Below are 22,450 nucleotides of genomic sequence, written 5' to 3'. Positions count from 1 at the left end.
TAGTGTCCGCTAGTTTCATTATAAGAAGTATTGAAGAATTTTTCATGAAAGATGCTGCATTGAAATATATTTCAAATTTTTTTATTGGGCTTCTTTTTCTAATTATTGCACTATTACGGGACACGATAGTTTAATTAACCGCCTTTGACTAGGCGGTTTTTAGTTGGTTGAAACGATAACGAACTTTAAAAAATGACCAATCTGTTAAATTGGTGATTAGCCTTGGGGAACCGTATCACAAGTAGCATGCTGTCATGAACAAAGCAGGAGAATGGATCATCCATCCAGAAGAATATATATTTAAGATATTTCATTAATTAGGTGGAAATGATGCCAATCAATAATAAGAGTATTCAGGGCTATAGTCCGATTCTCCATGCTAGGAGCGAGAAATATTTTTGGAAGGGTAAAGGCGCATTATCAATTAAAACATTTAAGAATGGACGAGCATTCTATCATGCTGGTCATGGGCACTTTGCTGTTGATGAAGGAAACTATCTTTTGCTTAATCACGGTCAGGAGTACTCTATTACTATTGAATCAGAGGTTCCTGTGGAATCATTTTGTATCTTTTTCCCTGAGATGATGGTTGAAGAGGTCTATCATAGTATTATGGTTTCAAACGAGCGACTATTAGATGACCCAGTCTTACCAAAACAAATGTCTGTTGATTTTGTTGAGAAAACTTATAATGATAAATGGTTAGCCACCACATTATTTCGAATAAAGTCTGAATATACAAATAAGTATCTTGATATAACATGGCTTGAAGAAAAGTTATACGAATTAGCACATGGGCTCTTAAAGGTTCATCGACAGGTTAATAAAGAAATATTGAAACTTCAGTCCCTAAGAGCCTCAACGCGTGAGGAATTGTTTGACCTTGCCTTAATAAAGTAGACAGCAAGAAAGCCTCATTTACAAACGTTAGTCTAATCATTAAACCGCCTCAAAAAGCTGAAATGGCGGGATGTAANTTGACCTTGCCTTAATAAAGTAGACAGCAAGAAAGCCTCATTTACAAACGTTAGTCTAATCATTAAACCGCCTCAAAAAGCTGAAATGGCGGGATGTAATTGTTGGAGGAATGCGTTCTCCGCCGATTGTAGAACAGCTCAATGTATTCAAATACAGCCTTTTTGGCCTCAGCCCTAGTCTTAAATTTACGATCATTAAGCCATTCCATTTTGAGTTTCCCCCAGAAAGATTCCATTGGTGCATTGTCGTAGCAATTACCTTTGCGACTCATGCTGCAGACGAAATCGTGTTTCTTCAGGAGTCGTTGGTATTTCTTGCTGGCATATTGAACGCCACGATCAGAATGGACGATTAAGCCTTTAGCTGCCCCGACGCGGCCTATGGCTTGTTTTAACGCAGAAGAGACGAGCTCGGTCTTCATGCGGCTGTCCATCGCCCAGCCTACGATAGCCCGGCCATACAGATCCATAACACCCGCGAGGTACAGCCACCCTTCATCGGTAGGAATATACGTGATATCTGTTAACCATTTCTCGCATGGTTTCTTTGTTTCAAAATTTTGATTTAGAAGATTATCCGCAACAGGCAGATTGTGTTTAGAATTCGTTGTCGCCTTGTATTTCTTGACCACTTTAGACTGGATTCCGTTTGCTTGCATGAGGCGGGCTACACGGCCTCGGCTAGCTTTCTGGTCAGGTGGTAGATTCTTTGTAATTTGCGGTGATCCGTAGATCTTACGGCTTGCATGATGGATATGTCGGATCGTATCTAGCAGCTTCCGATTTTCAATACTACGTTTACTTTCAGGTCGCTTAATATAAGCATAATAGCCGCTTCGAGAGACATGGAGAGCCTGGCACATCTTTGCAATCCGAAATTCGAAGCGGTGTTCATAGATGAACTTGAACGTGTTTACTTCAGATTTTTCGCAAAGTAGGCTGCCGCCTTTTTTAGAATTTCGTTTTCTTCCTTGAGATCAGCGAGTTGCTTACGAAGCTTACGTATTTCCTCATCTTCTGCTTTAAGATTTCCACTGCCAGGAAATGATTGTTCGCCGTCTTGTTTATAAACCTTTACCCAATCTCTAACCGTCGTATAATGTACACCCAGTTCCTTGGCTGTTTCAGAAGCTGTTGATTCTTCAGCCAAAATACGCAGGACTACCTGCTCCTTAAATGCCTTGTCGAATTTCTTCCGTTGTCCCATATGAACCCCTCCATGATTTATTATAGAGGTTTTCTTCGTGTCCATCTATTCGGGGCAAGGTCANCTTAAATGCCTTGTCGAATTTCTTCCGTTGTCCCATATGAACCCCTCCATGATTTATTATAGAGGTTTTCTTCGTGTCCATCTATTCGGGGCAAGGTCAGTTTAAAAGAATACATATAGGTAATGAGTTTATATATGCATACTTTGATCAATCAATAACCCTAGCGGATGTGGCTAGAGCTGCTTGTTTATCACCAAACCACTTTCTTAGAAGTTACAAGCAATTGTTTGGCATGTCACCTCATCAATATTTAACTGAAAGAAGGCTTCAAGAATCTAAAAAGCTTCTTCTTCAAACAGATAAGTCCATAACCGATATTTGTTTGGAAGTTGGATTCCAGAGTCCTAGTTCGTTTAGTGGTCTATTCTCCAAACGTTTTTCTATGACCCCTTCGCAGTTTCGTCAAGAAAAGTGATTTTCAAGAAGCAAGTTTTTAAACCGTAGTTATAATTTTAAGTACAACCTGTATTTACATAGCATAAAACAATCGAAATGGAGGCTAAATGAATGGAGTTAACACAAATCATTAATGATGTATTTCAAGCGGCACAGTTAGGTGAAGCTTCACGGTTAAAAGATATTTTAGAATTTCACCCACACCTGGCAAATACGGAAAATGGTGATGGGCTTACACCTTTGGGATATGCGTCACATTTTGGTAACAAAGATGTAGTAGAGATACTGCTAAATTATGGTGCAGATGTTGATGCGGTATCTCATTCCAAGATTTCTTACATTCCTTCGAATACAGCATTGCATGCAGCATTAGCGGGGGAGCGTAACGTGGATGTTATCAGTCTGCTTTTGACTCATGATGCACAGACAAATATTTTCGACAGCAATGGTCATACTAGTCTGCATACCGCTGCATTCCATGACGATAACCTAGAGATTATTCGCTTATTGATCGAACATGGGGCTGATGTTAACGCTAAAGTTGAAGGTGGAGAAACTGTATTGTCTCTTGCAATCAAGCAAGGTAACAATAAGGTAGCGGAACTACTTCGCCAAAATGGAGCACTACTCTAATATTTTTGAGGTAGCTTGCTACAAGTACGTCTAGGTCTTGAATTTGACCCAGCTTCATCATCTCTTATCGTAGTAAAGAATGGTGCGTGGTGCGTGGTGCGTGTTACCTCTTGAGGATACAAAAACTTACAGAATAATGGATTGAGCCCTGACAATCATAGTCAGGGCTTTAGTCGGTAGGGGCTTATCGTATAGCATTGTTCTCACTGGACACTCAACACACGTGGAGTGCTTGGTAAGGCTACATCGGGAGGATTGAGAAACAGGAGGGGCAGAGGAGTAATCCATTTGCCTCTTCTTTTTTTATTTGAAGAGGGGTCCAGCCACATGCCCATCAAGTTAAAATTTTTGAATACCCCAAAACGAAAAAAAGCTATTCTTTTTGTTAATAAAGGATAGCTTTTTTCGTTTTGGGTGTGTATTAATTACTTAGCTTGATGGGCATGTGGTGGTACCCCATAATGAGCTTCACGGCATCGAAGCGATACACTTCAAAGAAAGATCACTCTTTGTTTTTGTAGTTATAGGCTAACATGATTTAAAATAGTTTTATATTCGGAGGTTTGAAATTTTTCGCATCCAAAAGATGAATCTCGTTATGAACGCTGGAGAGAAACGTTACCGCGATGTAGACGAGGAAAAAAACGCCAGCTTTCTCAGAAACGTAATGAGCTTTAGCTCTATCGGGTCATGTTCAACCGTATTCTTTTAAGTGAAGGAGGAAGAGAATTGTCGTATAAACAAATCAAATGGCTTATTTTAATCATTCCTACACTTACGATCGGCTTATGGGAATATATCAGGCATGAATATCTGCTCGCCTACATTTCAATGGAACTGGGAAATATGCTTGCTCCGGTTATCGTGTTTTCAGTTACTATTCTGTTTTTAACCAAGCTATTCTCTATTCTGGAGCAAATACAGGAAGAGCTTCAACGGTCGAAGGCCTTGCAAGCGGCTATGCAGGAACGGGAAAATCTGGCAAGGGAGCTTCATGACGGGATAGCGCAATCCCTATTTCTCCTCTCGGTCAAGGTAAACCGGATGGAAGCTCGAAATGCCGTTCATGAGGAGAAATTTCAGTCTGTCCGCCAAACCGTACACGAGGTGAATGAGTATGTCCGGCAAGCAATTGCCAATTTGCGCTATCCGCCCGAACTAGAGATGATGCCCTGGATGGAATCGCTTCACCGTATGATTCAGGAGTTTGATAAGGAAACGGACATAGAAGTCCGGTTCGACTGGACACTTCCGGAGGATCTTCTCTCCCGGAAAGAGAAGGTTGGGCTCTTCGGCTCGGTTCGAGAAGCGCTGCTTAATGTTCGTAAACATGCCAATGCACGGCACGTGCGGATACAAGCGAAAGAAACGCCGAACGGTTGGCTTTGCACCATTACCGATGACGGCCAAGGTTATGAGGGGGATCCGTTTCATAAAGAAAATCGTTTCGGACTCAAAATCATGAAGGAACGCGCAGCGGAACTGGGTTGGCTGCTTCAACTGAGTCGGGTAGAGGGGCATACGAGGGTAGAAATTAGAAGAGAGGTGTGATCACGCATGACGCAGCCGGTTCGAGTTTTAATTGTGGATGACCATCATCATGCCCGGGAGGGAATTCGGGAGATCCTGAGTGCGGATCCGATATTTGAGATCGTAGGCGAGGGATGTAACGGATTAGAGGCCATAAGGTTGACGGAGCAATCGATGCCGGACCTGATACTGATGGATATCAACATGAAGGTAATGGATGGTTTGGAAGCAACGAAAGAAATCAAGTCACGGTTTCCTTATGTGAAAATTGTCATGGTCACCGTTTCCGACGATATTGCCCATCTATTCGAGGCGTTGAAAAAGGGGGCTCAAGGATATTTGCTTAAAAATCTGAATCCGGAGGCATGGCACGAATATCTTAAAGCAATTGCTTTCGATGAAGCGCCTTTATCCAGAGAATTCGCCCAGCGGATTTTGCAGGAATTTTCCAATAAGGAAAAACCGAAAGCCGTCAGCAGCCCTTTAACCGCCAGGGAGCAAGAAATATTAAGCTGGGTTGCAAAAGGCTCGTCAAATCGAGATATTGCATCTAAACTCAACATTTCCGAACATACGGTTAAAAATCATTTGAAAAACATTCTGCAAAAGCTGCATCTCGAAAATCGCGTACAATTGGCTCGATATGCTTATGAGCATGGATACTTTCAAAACTGAGGGTTAAACTTACTGCCACAATTCGTTCACACAGTACGTCCATAATAGCTCTTTATAGTCATTCTATCTTTTCCGGCCTCTCGATATAATTTGGAAGATAACAGCACTTATCTTGTCGGGAGGTTTAGTAATCATGTTCAAAAAAAAAATGGCAGCAACAGTACTTGCGGTTCTGCTAACGTTTAGCATTTCCTCGTCCGTATTCGCTCATGACGGCTGGTCGCAGACGAACGCGCCGATCATCGCGCAAGGCGAGGTTTCTTATGTCGATCTACTGCTCGGCAATCACTCCAATGAGCACAAAAGCTATCGCATTGCCGGTCAATGGAGTACCGACAGTTCCAAAGTTTACGTAACGACGCCTGCTGGTAAGAAAGCGGACATTACCAGCACCCGATTCTATACCGGAGAAGCTGCGACGGAAGAGGAACCCGCAGTCAACAACGGATTTATCGCTACGTTTTCTTCCTCTTCTCCAGGTGCTTACATTATTACTGTCGAGGGAGACAGTATCTTCAAGCATGGTGGCGTTGCTAGCCGAACGCTTCGCAGCGCCAAAAGTTTTGTCGCCGTAAGCGACATTCCAACATTGGAGCGTGTAACGGCGCTCAAAGGATTTTCCAAAGCGGTGAGCACCGATCGTGCGGAATTGGTGCCTGAATTCAATCCTGTTGCCGTAACGCCGAATGAGCAAGTGAGTATTCAATTGTTTATGAAAGGCAAGCCGCTTACGAACACGGAAGTATCGTTAATTCGTAGAAGCAGCTCGGAAGCACAGACGTTTACAACCGATGCGGATGGTAAAATATCGTTCAAAACAGGTCCGGCCGACTATTACCTGCTTCGTGCGAAACCGTCGACGGATGAAAGTAAGGAAGGCGAGTACAGCCAAGTTAACTATGAAGCGACCATGACGTTTACGGTTCAGAATGGGTCCGTAAAGCTGTCTTCATCCTCAAAAGCGAACCCAGTGCCATACGTCTATGTGAATGGCAAGCTCGTCGATGCTGCGGGTGTTGAAATTGTGAACGGTACGACATACGCCAGTGCCTCTTTTATCAAGCAGCATCTCGATGCCTCTTATCATGGCAACGACTCCGCTCCGGTTCGGGCGACTGCCGGGAAATTGGGAGCAGCGGTAGAGTACTTGCCGGCCGTTGGTGATACGAGAGCCGCCGTTTTGATTTACAAATAATCGTAATATTTGCCAGATTGAAGCCGCCACTTTTCGGCGGCTTCCTTTGATTTGGAAGGGATTGATAACAAAATGTCGTTGCGAGGGTTCAGAACCTACGTCTTTCTGATGCTGCTGCTGCTTGCCATGCCTACGCTCGCTAGCGCGCATGCCAATCTGGAACGCTCCTCGCCTTTGCAAAATGAGGAACTCAAGGAATCCCCGTCAGAAATTCGTATAAAGTTTACAGAAGAGATTGATCCGAAGCTTAGTCAAATAACGTTGGAAGATGAAAACGGGAAATCCATTGAGGGGCGGCTAAGCGCTGAAGAAAAATTTTGGCTCATTTTTAAAGTTCCCAAGCTGGTAACTGGCGTTTATAAGGTAAAGTGGCAGGTACTGTCCGTGGACACTCATGTGACGGAAGGGTCGTTTCGCTTTTCTGTCGCGGTTCCGCTCGAAGAAGAAAAACCGGACGAAACGATCTCTCTTGACGAAGAGGAAGCCCCGACACCGCAGGGTTCAACGAATCCTGCTCCTGCAACGAAGCCAGGCACGAACCAGCAATCATCTCCTGTTACGAAGCCGGCCGAAGAGAAGCCTGCGGCAACTCCCGTGAACCCGCATACCGAAATCAAGCTGGATGAGGCTATTCCATCCGGAAAGAGTGATGATCAACAGGCAGGAATGGGAGCGCCGCCTGAACCATCGAAGCTTATTCCGGAAGCCCCGGATCAAGACATTAGGCCAAGTTCCACGCCGGACAGCAAGAAATCGGTGAAATCCGGCGAGAACACGGATCAGCCGGAGAATCGCCCAACCGGACATGAGCAACATTCGACCTTGACCGTCGAAGAAACGCATAACCGCCATCATGATGATTCGGGACATAGCGGCGGTTGGGGAACATTCGTTTATCAGTTTCTCCGTATTGTTGAAGTGTTGTTCACCGTTTGCATCGCTGGTTTTTTCTTTTTCCGATATACCTTATGGGGTGTGAACAAGCCTGATGTACCTGCCTTGTTTTCCAAACGGAATGAAAGATTGCTGCTTGGGATCGCACTGATCGGGTTCTGCGCGGCAGGGATTTTGCATGTATGGATGCTGGCCGACCAATTGAGCGGAATCGGAACAAGAAGCCCAGGAGGCCTTTCCTTGACGATTCTCGGTACGACGATGATCGGCACGGCGTCTTGGATGAAACCAGCATTGACCGTTTTGCTGCTAACGTTGTCATTTGCGCCAATTCGGGACGAGCGCTGGGCGACCGTCTTGAAAGCGGCAGCTGTTTGTGCCCTTGTTCTCCTGTTTCCGTTAACCGGGCATGCTTACGGTTCTTCATCCGTTGTTTCACTTGCCGTTTTATCGCATACGCTGCACATTATGGCAGCTGCGGTCTGGTTTGGCGGATTGACCGGGATTTTGGCAGCTACTTTTAAAACGCAACCATTTGAATCTGATTGGAAGGAAATGGATTCACTTGTACGGCGGTTTTCCCGTATTGCTTTGCCTTCCATGATCGTGGTGGCTCTCAGCGGCATTGCGCTGTCCCTGTTAAGGTTAAAATCATGGGGCGTGTTGTTTCAAAGCGAATATGGGCAACTGGTGTTGGCAAAAAACGCTATCTTGTTGTTCGTCGTTGTTATCGGTGCATTTCATCGATTGGTTATCATCCCCCGCATGGAGGATGAAGCAACCAGCAAATCGAAAACGGACGCACTCCAAAGATTTATAGTGATCGTCCGATTGGAAGTGTTCCTGGCGATTGCTGCTTTTGTTTTAGCCGGTATGCTTTCAACGACCTCTCCCCCTGAAATAAGGGTGACAACCGAACCTGTCTACTGGCACGTTATGGGCGACAAGGCGCATATGTCTTTCAGCATGTACCAGACGGAATCGAAAGGTCAAACGTTCCGATTGGATGTATGGCTGCTGACTGGAATGGGTCCTCCCAATAAAGTGTATGTTCAAGCGGGGAGAGAGAATGGTGAGGGGAAAGGTATCATCATTCCGTTCGAGTACAAGAAGGGCGGACCCGATCCATACGGTTACGAAGGCTTCGATAAGTATACATATGAAACCGAAGGCGACTATTTGAACGAAACAGGCTCTTGGAAGATTACGATCGACATCACCGATTCGAAAAATCAGGTCCATCACTATGAGAAAGTAAAAACAATTCCATAAGGGGTCCCGCCACCAACAAATCGGATTTTGTTCGCTAAGGAATGGCCTGGCAAAGCATCTGAAAAAAAGGTTCCGTGCAAGAATCCTCGGGACCTTTTTTTGTGTTCTGGTTTAGTCCAGAGAGCTATAGATGAAACGCTTAAATGAAATTAACAGAATGCACAATCTGTTAAGTTGGTAAAATGCTTACGAGTAGCGTAAAGATGGCTTCGAGTAAGCCTTTTTTATTTATTTTCGAATTCAATAATAACTTGAACTTAACATTTTGATTCTATTGTATCATTTAGCTAAACATTTCGTCTGGGAGGAGGGTTACCCCTGCGACCATCTCAAGGAGCAAATACCGCTCAGTCAATCCGCGACCGGGAGAAGATCCGTCAGATACCCGTTAGCTACATCTGCCAAAACCACCAATGGGAACAAGTACCTGAAATCTGCTTTGGTAGAAGCAACCCATTCCGTTGCGGCATCAAAGAACTTTCTCGGGTCCATGTATAGACCGACAGCAGCAAGAAAAGGTAAAAAACGAACGTTAGTTCCACGAGTTCTAGCTACCCGATTACGAAAACCGGACTCCTTTGTAGAATAAAGGGTCCGGTTTTTTCATGTAATAAATTTTTGTCTTTCTAATTCGGACTAGGCTTGCATCTTATCGGATAAGTATGGCTAATTTGAGTCCCCTTTTTTTATTGCTATTATGAGTTGGAATAATGCGGTAAAATAATTTACATCGAAAAGAGGAATGTAAAATGGGTTTCTTAAAAATGCTAGGTTGGATTTTTATACCGTATGTCATGATCTTTATTTCTTAGAAAAGACTAAAAGGAGCAGGGAAAGCATTTGGGGTAATATGGGCTTCCATCGCAGCACTAATGGTTATTGCGAATATAGCTGGTGGAGGATCAATTCAACCAACTTTAGCGCCTGTAGCCCAAACGGAAGTTGCTGAGGTAGCAACCGAGACACCGATACCTTCCGCAAAAACCGATCCAGTTAAACCGATGCGCCTATTACTACCGACAAGCCTGTTGTCTGAATCCCCGTCAGATTCAGTAAGCCATGAATACGATGTGATCCTAAATTTCCCTGCTGACAAATATCCTGAAACAGCAACTCATATCTTAAGTGCAATCAAAGAAGGTGAATCTGCTTTTTGTACGATTGATCGTAATGGTGCTGATGAAAATCGAGATGAAGCATTAGCGGGTATTGAGACAAAGGATGGATTTGATCGAGATGAATGGCCAATGGCCATGTGTGCTGAGGGTGGGGTGCTAGGTCTATTATTTTGCTTCGCTGAAACTGTAAAACAGACATCCCGCTTTTAAATTTTGAACAGTCAAAACGGTCAATACCGGTATTCCCGTTTCTTTAGAAATATCCTCAATGTCTCTTCTTACATTCGTCAAAGATGAAATTCGTAACACTTCTAAGTAATGACCACTATCAGGGCCGTAAGTTACATATAACTGCTTATGAATAACGACTTTTCCAATGTAACATTTGTTTTTCATTAAACACACTTCCTCATTCATATTACCCCTTAAATAGACGCTTCCAAACGGATTTAGAAGCTTGCTGTTTGGCATCGTGAAGTTCCCGGAGAATTTGCGTCAGCTTCTCATCTCGTTCTCGCTCCCGCTCTTCCCGGCGGTCATCTGTTGCAGCCGCCAGCGATTTCTGCGCGGTCACGATCTCTGTCAGCCCATTTATTGCTTTGTCTCTTTCATCTAACCGCAAGAAGAGTTCACGGTTCATTTCGATCAGCTGCGCGATCTGCCCGGCCTGATCATCTAACTTAACCTCTAGCGCCTCATAACGCGCATCTACTGGTTCATTATGAGGGCTAGCAGATAGCGTTATTGCAGCGCTATCGGTCCTTAAATACTGCGCCACTACTGACTTTGATGCGCTATCGTATGATTTTCCGGAATCTAGCTCTTTTTTGAATTGACGTAGCGCAATGGCATCGTGCTCGACATATGCTCGCCTACCAAGTTCGTCCCGTAAAAAAACATAACCGGCTTTTTCCAGTTCGAGCGACCATTTACGCAGCGTACTACCGCCAATAGAAAGGTGATCTGCGAGTTCCCGCGACCACCACGTTTTAAAGTTAGCGTTACCCATATCGCGTTATCACCTCCGCTAACTAGCGTTATTCGACGTGGTGACCGGGGATTCCTTCATCAAGCACAGCTACCGCTCGCGTTCTTGACTGCTGCGCTTCTGCTGCCGGGCCTTCCGCTTCTCCTGCTGCCGTTTTTGCTGTTCAGCTTCTCGCTGCACGGCCTCACCCGCTTTGATAAGCGCATCTAGCGCACTGCCAGCGTCAGCAAAAGATAGACCACTATGCCCCCGATCAGGCTGGAGAGGCTCACTATCCCGATTTTGGCCAACTGGTGTGAGAGCGGCACTTTCGCCCGAATCGTCATTTCCAGAAATCCGCGTGTCAGCTCCTGCTTGAGATGGTTTACTTCCTGCAATGCCTGCGTCAGCTGCTGCTGCTTGGCGGTTTGGTGTTTTTGAATCGTCTGGACCAGTTCTTCTTCCTGCTTCGTCAGTCCGCGTACGGCCTGATCCATGCGCTTCAGCAGCTCTTGCTTCTCCTGTTCGCTGTCCTCCAGCCTCCGCACGATCTGGCTGAAGTGCTCCCCTACGACGATCTGCTGTCTCTGGACCGAGCGCAGCAGCTCGTTCATCTCCGAATTCGAGACGGTGGGAATCGGTTCGGCGGCCAGCTCCGGCAGGGGAGGCTGTGGACGATCCTCGTTCGCTACTCTTTCTATCGTCTCTTCCGATTCGTTCATCGGTCGTTCGGCCCGCTTTCTGCTTTGCATAGACATCTTCTATTCCCTCCTTGGTATAAGCGGCCCCAAGCGTTTTGCCGCGCACATATTTTTGTTTTTCCGGATGAAGAAAGCTCACGTTTTTATTTTGAATTTTCATTTCAATTTCGTACTGTTGTTTTAAGTAACGTTGCAGCTCTAGCAGGCTCGACGTTTGCGAGACACCTTTTTCGACGGCTGTACGTAGTTCATCCTTCCAAAGCAACTCTCCACGATCTACAAGCTTGTATTCCGCCTGTGTGAATCGTTCCTTGGCGGTAGCCTGCTCTTTCAAGAAGGCCAGCCCCTGCTTGCGGCACAGTTCATTGGAGTGCTCCCGGATCGCATAGAGATGCGTACGATCTGAATGGTATTTCTGGCCGGTCTCGAACGAAACGGCGTTAATGACGATGTGATTATGGATGTGAGCCTTATCGGTGTGCGTATAAATGAGTACTTCGTGGCCAGGCGCGATCCGCTCTGCCAGCTGGCGGCCAATGTCATTGGCCTGCTGCGCCGTGACTTCTCCCGGCACAAACGACTGGATCACATGATGCGCCTGTATACTATCGTTTTTCTCCCAATCCTCTCGTGTGCGGCGCAGCTGCTCCTTGGCAAATTCCGGATCACAATTGAATCCGTCGCGCTCCTGTGCACGCTTCACGCAATAATTAATCAGTTTGTTGGCGTTTTTCGTCGATAGGAGCTTAATAATTGCCATAATCGTTCCAACTCCCTTCGGGCATCGTCCGCTTCAACGACTCGAATCTGGCCTTGATGTGCCAGCTTTGTAAGCTGATTCAAATTATTTCCGATCATGCGGATCTGTTTGGCGATTTCTGTTGCATCCTCCTTCCGTATGAGAGGGGACTTAATATCCTGATTTAACCCGAGCTCACGCAAAAAAGTAGGCATCGTCTTTTCCGTCGCAGCCGCTTTCACACTTAACATCTCGTATTCCTCGTCCGTGAGCCGAACCAATACGGACTTGTTTCGCTTTCGATTTTCACTCAATCCTGCTTCTCCTTTCTTGTATATTCACTCCATCCTCATGGTGTGGCTGCCCGCCAGCATGAAGCCGTCAAGGTCGGGTGACCTTTCCCGGAGGGGACGGGCGATCCTATCCGGATCAGCCCGTAGACATCCTAAACCCAAAACCGTCCCGTCGTACCGACGGGCGGAGGTGGGAACCACCTCCAGAAGACCAACCTTCATCCTCCTCCCAGTATAAAAGCGTTATCGGAGTATGGCAAGATTCGCCTACGGATATCCGCGCGCCCGATTTCGCTGCCGCTCATCGTTCTTCGGATATCCTCCGTCATCTTGCTGGGCCTGCCGCCCAGACCCGCCTGGTGGCTTCGCCCCCAGACCCGCCTGGTGGCTTCGCCCCCAGACCCCGAATCGTTTGCGCTGCGGCGCATGCTCATTATTGAATATAAATATTCAATAAAAGAGCACGAAACAACCTCACACGATGGATCGTATTCGGCCAAAATCAGCCGTGAGTTGGCGATTTTGATTTCGTGGAACAATGCCAAAAAACGGCCGCTGTTCGCATCGTTTGCGACAGGGTCGTTTTTTGCGTTTTCTTAGACCAGCTTCGATTTTCTACCCGATCCGCTGTTTGGAGGGGTTAGATACTTCACAAAATGAGATATTTGGTACATATGTCGAGTATAGGCCTAGCCCATTTAATAGAATCCAAGCCAAATATACAAGCATAACCCGTCCGTTTCCATAGATTATAGGATACCAAAAAGGAAGGAGTGTGACTTGATATGTACTATATGTATCATAAAAGCTGTGGTTGTCATAAATGCTGTGATTGTCATAAAAGCTGTTGTTGTCATAAATGCTGTTGTAATAAATGCTGTTGTAATAAATGCTGTTGTAATAAATGCTGTTGTAATAAATGCTGTTGTAATAAATGCTGTTGTAATAACTGTTGTCATAAAAGCTGTGGCCATAAAAGCTGTGGTTGGTGAAAGTACTACTATTTGTGGTACTAAACAGTCTTGCAATTGGCCAAGTAGTTAACCGCGTTGAGTATGATAACGGGACTGTTCAGTTTTTTATGAAGTGGACTGGGTTCGAAAATGGAACTGCAACATTTATTAGCTCTGCGGGTTTCCTAGTAGCCATACCACCGAGCAAAATCACATCTATTGCCGTTTAATCTCGAACAGAGGATTACAGCGTAAACTGCCGTAATCATGACAGGTCTACCTCACAAAATAAAAGATTCTGTGAAGATGTAAAAGGAGCTGCCGCCGCAGCTCCTTTATCGTTTGTATAGAGTCCTTTATTGAACTAACGTTTCCGTTACTTCAATGGACATTGGTCCCGATAAGCCAGTAACTAAAGATCATTAAGAACTTTTCCCCTAAAGTTGTACAGAATTCAACTTTAGGGATCGAAAACAACCTCATACAATGGCTCGTATTCGTTCATGTCTGCCCACTCCCTTACTCCGCAGCCTATCTGCTGCGACTCTCGGTCATGGCTTCATGCGCATGGAGACATCCTTTCACCACACTGCGCATTGATTACACACTAAATGCGCATTAAACGCGCGAAATTATTTCATTTTGGAGGATGATAACCGTATGTCTATCGTTTTTGGTATCGATCATGGAAACAATCACGTTAAGGCCCTTTCAACCTTTACAAGGAAACCGCTCTTGTTACCTTCTTATTTCTCCCGTCCAAGCGACTTGGGCGATGTAGAGGAAGATTTATTGAATCAAAGGGACGAATTAAAATTGCATCGTTTTTTCTCGAATGCGTATAAAGACGAGGTATACGTGTGGGGGGAAGACATCAACAAGTCCAAACAATTCATGATAACAAATGGAAAAGAGGGGCGATATAAGCAAAAGCCTTATTTACTCCTATCCGAGTTCATCATGGCGTACTTGGTTAAAGAATCATCCGACACAAATTTGTTCCCGGATGTCACGGTCGTAACTGGCTGCCCAACAAGAGAAAAGGGTCACGCTGTTGAACAGGAGCTTATTAAAGCCTTTGAAGGCGCTCATGTGGTATCCATCGACGGAAACGACAAAATTATTACCGTGAAGGAAGTATTCGTCATGCCGCAGCCGCTTGGCACGATCCTTGACCTCTATTTGGATGATGAGGGTTATGTCGCTGACGATTCGTATGAAAGCAAATATGTAGGTGTGATTGATATTGGCGGAGGCACCGTGGATATCGACGGCGTAAAAGGGCTAAAGCGGCAAAAGGATGACATGGACACCTTTGGTCCAGGTGTCATCGATACCTATCAGCGTATTGCGAATTTCATTGTTGAAGCAGACCCTTATTCCGGTGCAACCCGATCCAAAGTCGAACAGCAGCTAGCGGCCGGTACCGAGGGGTATAAGATCAGCGAGAGATCTACCATCGATATTAAAGAAATTAAGGAAAGGGTATTCCGTGAACTAGCCGAGAATCTGGTTAACCAAGTTCAAAGCCGTTGGTCCACGTTTACACGGTTTGACGAGATTATATTGACAGGCGGCGGCGCGGCGATTCCAGAAATCGCAGAGGCGTTCAGGACGCTCGATAAAGACATAAAGATCATCAAGAACAGTCAATTCGCCAATGCGAAAGGGTTCTATAAGTACGGATTATCCAAAACCCATAAGGGGAACTGAAAATGAGGTACAATTTGCCGCTGGACGAAAATATGGATGCAGATATTATTGAATGGCTCGATAGCATACCGAAAAAGCGGCGGGCGGAACAGGTTCGTGCCGCGATCCGAATGTACAAAGCTGCACAACAAAAAGGAATTCCTATCGATATAACGCCGCATACCCCGAGGCAAAGCAGCGCGGTGGATACAAAAACGGAGCGAAAAAAGCCTAAAGATATCCTTGCGGATTAACACGGAATAACGCCTCATAGCGCTCTTTAGCTGGGGGTTAGCAGATAGCGTTATGGATGCGCTATCTGCTCTTGAATTCCTGTGCTATACTTGATTTTGACGCGCTATTCATATGTTTTTTCGGAATCCAAGGCTTTCTTGAATTGACGTAGCGCAGTAGATTAGAACGGCACAGGTTGGCTTGCAGGAGGGGCAAGCAGCGCTTAGCCCTCAAACGTTGGCGGTATCCCTTTTACCGTAGAATATCGCATATAAATAAGCAAAATGTCGCGGGATCGTATCCGGCGGCTATTTGTGTTTATCATTAAACGTACTTTGTACCGATTCATGGCGGGCATTCAGTTCCTACGCCAATTCGAAAGGTTTAGTCCATTTACCGCTTTAAGTCCGACGGGAAACAGCGTGTGAAAGGTGTTTATCACATTCAGAACGTGAACAGTTATCATAGCAGACTGAAACGCTGGATTGACCGCTTTATGGCGTTGCAACAAAGTATTTGGAGCATTACCTTGCGTGGTTTCGTTACTTGGACAGCAAGGAGTATGAGAATACAACGTCGAATAAGAAGAATATACTGGTGACCTCATGTCTGTTCACTGTGAAGGACACGAACAGCAAACTTCGACGAACATCTTTTTCATCCTAACTAACGGTTCAGATTTGTTCGACATATAGGAGGGTGGCTGCATGAAGCATCTTAAATTTCTTTTGTTCTTTGTCGTTGTTTTAACGGGGCTTTCATCAATTACAGAAGAAGCGTTAGCTAGTACCTACCCAAGTGCTGTTGCTTGGAATAACTTCCTATATGGAGTTTCCGTCGAGGAAGTTGATACTAAAGACATTGGCAATGAGATTGGAAAGATTGAACGCCTAAGAGATCCGATGCCAAAGAAGAACGGCGAATCAAATGATATACGTACACCAGTAGGAAGCCTGTTGTTTGAAATTAATGGGGCAGACACTCAGGATGTAATTGCAGTTAAGGTAGAAGATAAATTTTTCAAGGCGTCTAAATTTGGATCGATTCAATTGACAACATTGGATCGGATTAAGGAACAACTATGGGTTGTAACACTGTCAGTCTGTTTGTTGGTCCTTTTAACATTAATTTTTGTACGGAGAAGAAAAAGAAGACATATAGGTTAGCAAATTCCGCTGACGGGAACGATAGTACAATTAACCGCCTTTCATGTGGCGGTTTTCTTATGGTCAAAAATCAACATTAAGGATTAACATAGCCTTCAATAAAAAAGGCTCGCCTTATTGGCGAACCTTGGCAGCAGGCCGAGCCTGCTTTAATTTAGCTAACGCATCGCTGACCGCTTTATCGCGCTCCGGATTAGCACCGGGCATCGATTGCTGTACATAATGACCATTGGCATGCTGACGGACAACATCATCAAGATCAACACGAGGATACTTCTTCATGATCATCACCTCTTAGGATAAGTATAGCATAATCAGACGCTCGGCAACAGCCTCATCTATAGCCATCAAGCCGCCACCGAAATGAGAAGCTCCAACGACACCCATATAATACTGCATCAACTTTACCGTCGTCTTAGACTGGAAGGCAACAGCTCCGTCAAAACCCATATCTACGCTTCGCCTACAAGCAAGCGCCAATAGATTCAGACCGATCCAGCTAAACTCCTTGCGCTCATGAGGGATGCTTTCGATAAGATGTACCCAAACATGATCCTCTTTACACTCAAGAGCTATAGCCCCTTGTATGACATCATTGCCGCGTATAACCATCTTATACACTTCGATGCCGCGCTGGCCAAAATAAACGGACCAGTCGAAGCCTTCTTCCCAATCATGCATTTGATCCTCTATGTCATATGGTTGCAGCGCTAGGAACGAAATAGGGTATGTCTCGCCGCTGCGGATATGTAGTAACACGATTCCACCTCCCGCTATATAGATTACGACAGGGAGCGGAAGCAGGCAATAGCATCACCGATCAGAACAGGGGAGACCTTTCATCATTAGAGCTTAATGAGGCCACGACAGACTAACACTTATTTTCTCAGTCTACAACTTTATTTCACCAAGTCTAATACTTTATTTTTCGGTCTAAAACTATATTTTCTTCGGACATCCCTAACTGGGCAACTCCGTTGTGAAGCTTCACTCTCGTCGTCTGCCTACCTAACCCTCCTTCACCATTTTGGGACTTGAACCCTAGAGATAGCGCCCATGCTGGACGCACTAAAAAGCATCGGTGGTTTACCTGACCACCGATGCTTTTTAAAATTAGTCCCATGCTGTTCCGTAGAGCGTTACATAGTATCCACCCTGCATATCGTTGTTGATGGGAAGAGCGACCAGGTGGAACTTGGCAAGTTTAGGCCGCTACAACCAGTCAGTGACCCTTAACGTACGATTATTTCCGGTGAGGCGACCACAAGATTATTCTCTAAAATTAGGTTCATTTTTTACTTATTCTAAGTTAAATTAAATGAGCATTTTTCCATTCGGTGCAGCAGGAAATCATTTTACTAATGACGGCCGGTAATGGCATACCTGGTACCAGCACCAGATGATGAATAAATCCACACTTCGGCCGAAGCTTTATACGGGTCTTTATCCCATAATTGAGCAGTATAACAAGAGGTTTGACCTTTCATTACCATCCCGTTTCCACCGGAAGAAGTACAACTTTTAGATGTTCTCCAAGTAGTGCCATTGGTGTAACTATCTACGTATGCATTGGCATAATAATCGTACGGAGCAGCAGAATAAAACTTTACGTAACCCCAAGCCGTATGACAATAGGCACTTCCTTTTAGCTGTAGATATCCAATTTTCACGCCGTTTTTATAGATATATTTTGTTTCATAGGTGATTGGACTTTTATATGCACAACCTGTTGAAATAGGGTTTGAACCATCATAAGATAGGGCAGATGCTTTTTCAACTGGTGAAACTGCAAATATTAGACCAAAGACAAAAGTAAACAATACGCCCACTGATATCACTTTGGAAATTTTTTTACTTAATATCTTTTTCATTAAAATTCCTCCTGATCAATAAAATGTCGTACACCAAGATTGAGTTATTTTTCTTGTACTTTAATACCACCATCCGGAGTAAAGATGTTATTTGAGTTCCAGCTTAGGCTTGTAGTGACCATTATGTAGTAGGTAAGGTTGAGGGAAAAAAAGTAGGACATAGCATTTATGAAGCAGAGTTATGTCTGCCGTATTGATCATTCTAACGAACGCATACAAGCCATAACCTTCGTAATGTAATCATTATGATGAGGATGGGTTAACAGTGCTCTTGCTCTTTTACATTGTAAAACTGCTTCTGGTTTTTCATGGGAAGTAAAACGATAAACATTCTCTCCCCAACTTGATCAACACATGTTCTGTCTTTGAGGCTGTTGCAAAGAAACTAAACATGATCCAGTCCATTCCAACGAAAACATCACAATAATGGATTTAATTCAAAAAAAATCACCCCTCTTAATTGTAATAATGTTGCAAAAAAACCATAAACTAATTGGTTTTAATTGTCAATTAAATTTATTCTAATATTCTGAAATTTATAAAAATAATAGAATAAGGAGTACCGTCATATACCCATCAACCTAGGAAAATATTGCACCCCCAATACCTTAAATTTTCAAGAATCAAAAACAGTTGCCGGCAGGTACCGAGCTGCACAACAAAAAGGAACTTCTATCGATATAACGCCGCACACTCCGAGGCAAAGCAGCGCGGTGGATACAAAAAAGCCTAAAGATATCCTTGCAGATTAACACGGAATAGAACGCCTCATAGCGCTCTTAAGTTGGGGGTTTATCGATCTTAGCAGATAGCGTTATTGATGTGCTATCTACTCTTGAATCCTGTGCCGTACTTGATTTTGACGTGCTATTCAAACGATTTTCCGGAATCCAAGGATTTCTTGAATTGACGTAGCGCAGTAGAATAGAGCGTGGGTGAAAAGATTGTTGTTCACTGGGAAGTAGAGACTTCCAATTGGACGACCAGCATTCCAATTTAGCTTAACAGCGGCAGCCATGGACGAGAAAGTCCTAGACTGCCGCTGTTTTATTGAACTATTGTGTTCCGTTAGTTGAATCATTTTTTTAAATTTCTTTACATCCGTAAAAATAAGCAGCTCAAAAAAGCCCACAGTTGTGGAAAAAATCCGCTTTTTTATTGCCAGCTTATCTTAAACGTATGGAGTGTAACATAGATAACGAGCCTCCTAATAATTAATATAGTGGAAATAACATTGACTACTCAAACTGTCAATTCAACCATTCTGCTGCTTGGAAAGGGCCGGGAAGGAGCAATTTTAATAAAATCGCAATATTCTGAATGATGTTGCAATATACAATGTTCCGTGAAAATTGTAAAATTTAGACGGTTAGAGAGCTTGTCTTACCCGATAGAATGACGATGATCAGATTCTGGATTGACTATTTATGAAAGCGGTAACATTCCCCCTTTTAAGGAGGTGAGAACTTAAAGAAAATGTTGATTCTTATTGCGACTGTAAGAAAATAGAAAACGTCTAATTATATTAGGAGGTAATGATAATGGGGAAAATTGATTTAAAGAGTATCAAGAAAATGCTGTTCATTGCGTTTGCAGCTGCGCTGGTTTTATCAACCGTCTCATTCGGAGTAACCGTCAACCCGAGTCTTGTAAGCGCTGCCACTTTCACGCATGGCGGCGGAATCTTGTATACGCAAGCCGATTTTGACCGTGCCAAGCAAAAGGTTGCACAAGGGGCGAGTCCTTGGATCGAAGCATGGAATGCCGGCAAGTCGACGAGTTTTGCTTCTCCTACCTATACTCCTAATCCTGTACCCGCGCCGGCAAGGTGGGGCGGCCATCCCGAGTGGAATTCGGGGAACAGCCAACTGTTTAACGATTCGGAGGCGGCGCTCGTTCATGCGATCATATGGAAGGTTTCAAGCGATGCGACGGAAGCCAACAATTCGAAGTTGAAAGCGCAACAAATTGTGGATGCCTGGTCAAGTACGGTGAACACCGCGGTTGGCGGCGATGAAAAACAATTATTGGCGGGATTAACCGGTTACAGATTAGCAGCGGCTGCAGATATATTGAGTGCGGACAGCGCTTGGGTAAACGCAGGCAAATTTACTGCGGCGAAAAACATGCTTCTAAACTACTTCTTGCCTTCCTTGCGCGACTATCTTGCTAATCATTACAACAAAAACGGTGACACATACCCGTACTATTACCGCGGGAACCAGGACACTGCCCCAATGGTTACAATCATGGCTATTGGCGTCTTATGCGACGATCTCACCATTTATAATGAAGCCGTGAATGAATTTAAAAACGGCAATCATAATGGCCGGGTAACGCACTATCTCATCCCTTCATCCAGCGACCCCAACCTGGCGCAGTCCGAGGAAAGCGGACGCGACCAGCCTCATACCCAGTTAGGAATTGGAATGCTGGCGACCATGGCGCAAATATCTTACAATCAAAAAATCGGCGATGCAAGCTTTGAGGATTTGTACGAATACTCCAATCGCCTTATCCTTAAGGGTTTTGAGTATACGGCTAAGTATAATAATGGAGGAACGGTACCGTTTACGCCTATTTGGACCTATGACTGGAGAAACGAGCCTGTAATCTCCGAATCGGGCAGAAATCAAATGCGTCCGATTTACGAGATGGTATGGAACCATTATCATAACGTCAAAGGCTTCGCCGATTCGGATCCTGCAGATCCGGTGTACCACTCTAAAGCCAGGGCTGCCGCGTTTCGGCCGGAAGGCATTCATACCGACCATCAGCCGTTTACTACGCTTTTGTACACGACTGGACCGGTCGTATCCGGAGAGACCTATACGCTGAAAAATCCGAACAGCGGCAAGATGCTGGACGTTGCGAATGGCGGCACCGCCAACGGGACAAATGTGCAAATCTATCAAGATAACGGCAACGATGCCCAGCGCTTTACAATCATCGACAACGGCGACGGTACCCACCGGCTTCTCGCCGTCCAGAGCGGCAAAGCGCTCGAAGTAGCCGGCCTGGGCACTGCCGACGGGACGAATGTGCAATTGTGGACATACCTCGGCGGAGCGAACCAGAAATGGCGAATCGTACTTAACCCTGACGGGACGTATAAATTAATCGATTCCAACAGCGGCAAAGCACTCGATGTGAACGGAACCGGAACCGCCAATGGGACGAACGTGCAGATCTGGACGGACACCGGCGGGGCAGCCCAGAAATGGGAATTCATCCGCAGCGGGGTCGTATCCGGCGCTACTTACGAGCTGCAGAACCCGAATAGCGGTAAAATGCTGGACGTAAGCGGCAACAGCACGGCTAACGGGGCGAATGTTCAAATCTGGCAAGGCACCGGCGGAACGAATCAGCAATGGACCATTACCAAAGACGGTATTGGAACGTACAGGCTGATCGGCGTCCAAAGCAGCAAAGCGCTGGATGTCTTTAACGGGGGAACGGTCGACGGGACAAACGTGCAAATCTGGACATACAACGGCGGAGCTTTCCAAAAGTGGAAGATCTCGAACAACGGGGATGGGACGTACAAACTGATCGATTCGAACAGCAATAAAATGCTGGATGTGAACGGCGGCGGAACAACCAACGGCACGAACGTGCAAATCTGGACGAATAGCAGCAGCCTCGGTCAAAAGTGGAAACTTGTACGGAAGTAGCTTTTTTCTTACCTCCATCTATTTAGGGGATAAGTGGGCTACACTGGATTTAGGTAAGTTTTCTTGAAAGAAGGGCTGCCCCTCAAGTAAGTTTACCTACTTGTGATATGCTCCCCATACAGTAGACAGGTTAAATAATAAAACCTGCTGCTGTGAGGGGAGCTTTTTCATGTCAAAAGAACAGTATAGCGCACCAGAG

General features: G+C 45.0%; 20 protein-coding genes and 1 pseudogene. 14 read left to right on the top strand and 7 right to left on the bottom strand.

The genetic code is table 11. From position 1 onward, the window contains the following. Positions 1 to 327 precede the first annotated feature (327 nt). Positions 328 to 900, top strand: a complete 573-nt coding sequence (locus ASG81_RS20520; protein ID WP_235548955.1) for a hypothetical protein — start codon at positions 328 to 330, stop codon at positions 898 to 900. A 139-nt stretch (positions 901 to 1,039) separates the two neighbouring features. On the opposite strand, the gene ASG81_RS20515 is transcribed toward ASG81_RS20520, so the two are convergent. Next, positions 1,040 to 2,184 (bottom strand): IS3 family transposase gene (locus tag ASG81_RS20515; RefSeq protein ID WP_235548954.1). Its coding sequence is split into 2 segments (ribosomal slippage): positions 1,040 to 1,914 and positions 1,914 to 2,184, totalling 1,146 coding nucleotides; the frame shifts between segments, so codons are not numbered across the junction. 137 nt (positions 2,185 to 2,321) lie between these two features. On the opposite strand from ASG81_RS20515, the gene ASG81_RS30100 reads away from it, so the two are divergent. The 7 genes from ASG81_RS30100 (at position 2,322) to ASG81_RS20480 (ending at position 10,171) form a co-directional block, all read left to right on the top strand. Next, positions 2,322 to 2,663: a helix-turn-helix transcriptional regulator gene (locus ASG81_RS30100; RefSeq protein WP_235548953.1), complete on the top strand. Its 342-nt coding sequence runs from the start codon at positions 2,322 to 2,324 to the stop codon at positions 2,661 to 2,663. A gap of 92 nt (positions 2,664 to 2,755) precedes the next feature. Continuing rightward, on the top strand, positions 2,756 to 3,277 hold the full coding sequence (locus tag ASG81_RS20505; protein WP_056638543.1) for an ankyrin repeat domain-containing protein: 522 nt from the start codon (positions 2,756 to 2,758) through the stop codon (positions 3,275 to 3,277). 729 nt (positions 3,278 to 4,006) lie between these two features. Further along, complete coding sequence (locus ASG81_RS20500; protein ID WP_056638540.1) at positions 4,007 to 4,828, top strand: sensor histidine kinase; 822 nt, start codon at positions 4,007 to 4,009, stop codon at positions 4,826 to 4,828. Positions 4,829 to 4,834: 6 nt separating this feature from the next. Continuing rightward, on the top strand, positions 4,835 to 5,482 hold the full coding sequence (locus ASG81_RS20495) for a response regulator (protein WP_056638537.1): 648 nt from the start codon (positions 4,835 to 4,837) through the stop codon (positions 5,480 to 5,482). Between the two features lie 133 nt (positions 5,483 to 5,615). Continuing rightward, positions 5,616 to 6,677, top strand: coding sequence for a DUF4198 domain-containing protein (locus ASG81_RS20490; RefSeq protein WP_056638534.1), 1,062 nt, complete (start codon positions 5,616 to 5,618; stop codon positions 6,675 to 6,677). A 72-nt stretch (positions 6,678 to 6,749) separates the two neighbouring features. Next, the gene (locus ASG81_RS20485) at positions 6,750 to 8,843 is read left to right on the top strand and encodes a CopD family protein (protein ID WP_155971727.1); all 2,094 of its coding nucleotides are present in this window, start codon (positions 6,750 to 6,752) and stop codon (positions 8,841 to 8,843) included. 872 nt (positions 8,844 to 9,715) lie between these two features. After that, positions 9,716 to 10,171 carry a hypothetical protein gene (locus ASG81_RS20480; protein ID WP_442952930.1) on the top strand — a complete coding sequence of 152 codons (456 nt, stop codon included), beginning with the start codon at positions 9,716 to 9,718 and terminating at the stop codon, positions 10,169 to 10,171. A 208-nt stretch (positions 10,172 to 10,379) separates the two neighbouring features. On the opposite strand, the gene ASG81_RS20475 is transcribed toward ASG81_RS20480, so the two are convergent. The 3 genes from ASG81_RS20475 to ASG81_RS20465 form a co-directional block, all read right to left on the bottom strand. Then, the gene (locus ASG81_RS20475; RefSeq protein ID WP_056638527.1) at positions 10,380 to 10,970 is read right to left on the bottom strand and encodes a hypothetical protein; all 591 of its coding nucleotides are present in this window, start codon (positions 10,968 to 10,970) and stop codon (positions 10,380 to 10,382) included. 69 nt (positions 10,971 to 11,039) lie between these two features. Then, a complete protein-coding gene (locus tag ASG81_RS20470; protein ID WP_056638524.1) occupies positions 11,040 to 12,389 on the bottom strand; it encodes a relaxase/mobilization nuclease domain-containing protein in 1,350 nt (449 codons plus the stop codon). Further along, complete coding sequence (locus ASG81_RS20465) at positions 12,344 to 12,682, bottom strand: MobC family plasmid mobilization relaxosome protein (RefSeq protein ID WP_056638521.1); 339 nt, start codon at positions 12,680 to 12,682, stop codon at positions 12,344 to 12,346. The genes ASG81_RS20470 and ASG81_RS20465 overlap by 46 nt, the downstream gene beginning before the upstream one ends. 759 nt (positions 12,683 to 13,441) lie before the next feature. Here ASG81_RS20465 and ASG81_RS20460 point away from each other — a divergent pair. From ASG81_RS20460 to ASG81_RS20445, 5 genes and pseudogenes are all read left to right on the top strand, one after another. After that, the gene (locus ASG81_RS20460; RefSeq protein ID WP_056638518.1) at positions 13,442 to 13,705 is read left to right on the top strand and encodes a hypothetical protein; all 264 of its coding nucleotides are present in this window, start codon (positions 13,442 to 13,444) and stop codon (positions 13,703 to 13,705) included. Positions 13,706 to 14,274: 569 nt separating this feature from the next. Continuing rightward, positions 14,275 to 15,327 carry an Alp7A family actin-like protein gene (locus ASG81_RS20455; RefSeq protein WP_056638515.1) on the top strand — a complete coding sequence of 351 codons (1,053 nt, stop codon included), beginning with the start codon at positions 14,275 to 14,277 and terminating at the stop codon, positions 15,325 to 15,327. 2 nt (positions 15,328 to 15,329) lie between these two features. After that, a complete protein-coding gene (locus ASG81_RS20450) occupies positions 15,330 to 15,560 on the top strand; it encodes a hypothetical protein (protein WP_056638510.1) in 231 nt (76 codons plus the stop codon). A 307-nt stretch (positions 15,561 to 15,867) separates the two neighbouring features. Continuing rightward, a pseudogene (locus ASG81_RS32980) lies at positions 15,868 to 16,206 on the top strand (IS1595 family transposase); the annotation flags it as partial. 41 nt (positions 16,207 to 16,247) lie between these two features. Beyond that, positions 16,248 to 16,706 (top strand): hypothetical protein, encoded by a 459-nt coding sequence (locus tag ASG81_RS20445; RefSeq protein WP_056638507.1) that lies wholly within the window; start codon positions 16,248 to 16,250, stop codon positions 16,704 to 16,706. Positions 16,707 to 16,820: 114 nt separating this feature from the next. Here the strand turns inward: ASG81_RS20445 and ASG81_RS31150 are convergent, their stop codons facing one another. From ASG81_RS31150 to ASG81_RS20435, 3 genes are all read right to left on the bottom strand, one after another. Next, positions 16,821 to 16,988: a hypothetical protein gene (locus ASG81_RS31150; RefSeq protein ID WP_155971720.1), complete on the bottom strand. Its 168-nt coding sequence runs from the start codon at positions 16,986 to 16,988 to the stop codon at positions 16,821 to 16,823. Positions 16,989 to 17,000: 12 nt separating this feature from the next. Continuing rightward, entirely contained in the window at positions 17,001 to 17,465 is a 465-nt protein-coding gene (locus ASG81_RS20440; protein WP_056638503.1) for a hypothetical protein, read from the bottom strand. Between the two features lie 599 nt (positions 17,466 to 18,064). Next, positions 18,065 to 18,577: a DUF2690 domain-containing protein gene (locus ASG81_RS20435; RefSeq protein WP_056638497.1), complete on the bottom strand. Its 513-nt coding sequence runs from the start codon at positions 18,575 to 18,577 to the stop codon at positions 18,065 to 18,067. Between the two features lie 1,541 nt (positions 18,578 to 20,118). Between ASG81_RS20435 and ASG81_RS20430 the strand changes: the two genes are divergently transcribed. Continuing rightward, positions 20,119 to 22,251 (top strand): RICIN domain-containing protein, encoded by a 2,133-nt coding sequence (locus ASG81_RS20430; RefSeq protein ID WP_056638490.1) that lies wholly within the window; start codon positions 20,119 to 20,121, stop codon positions 22,249 to 22,251. Positions 22,252 to 22,450: the final 199 nt, after the last annotated feature.

The organism is Paenibacillus sp. Soil522, from assembly GCF_001428245.1.
Taxonomy (GTDB): domain Bacteria; phylum Bacillota; class Bacilli; order Paenibacillales; family Paenibacillaceae; genus Pristimantibacillus.
The sequence above is the reverse complement of the archived record's forward strand: the minus strand, read 5'-3'. Positions and strand labels throughout refer to the sequence as shown.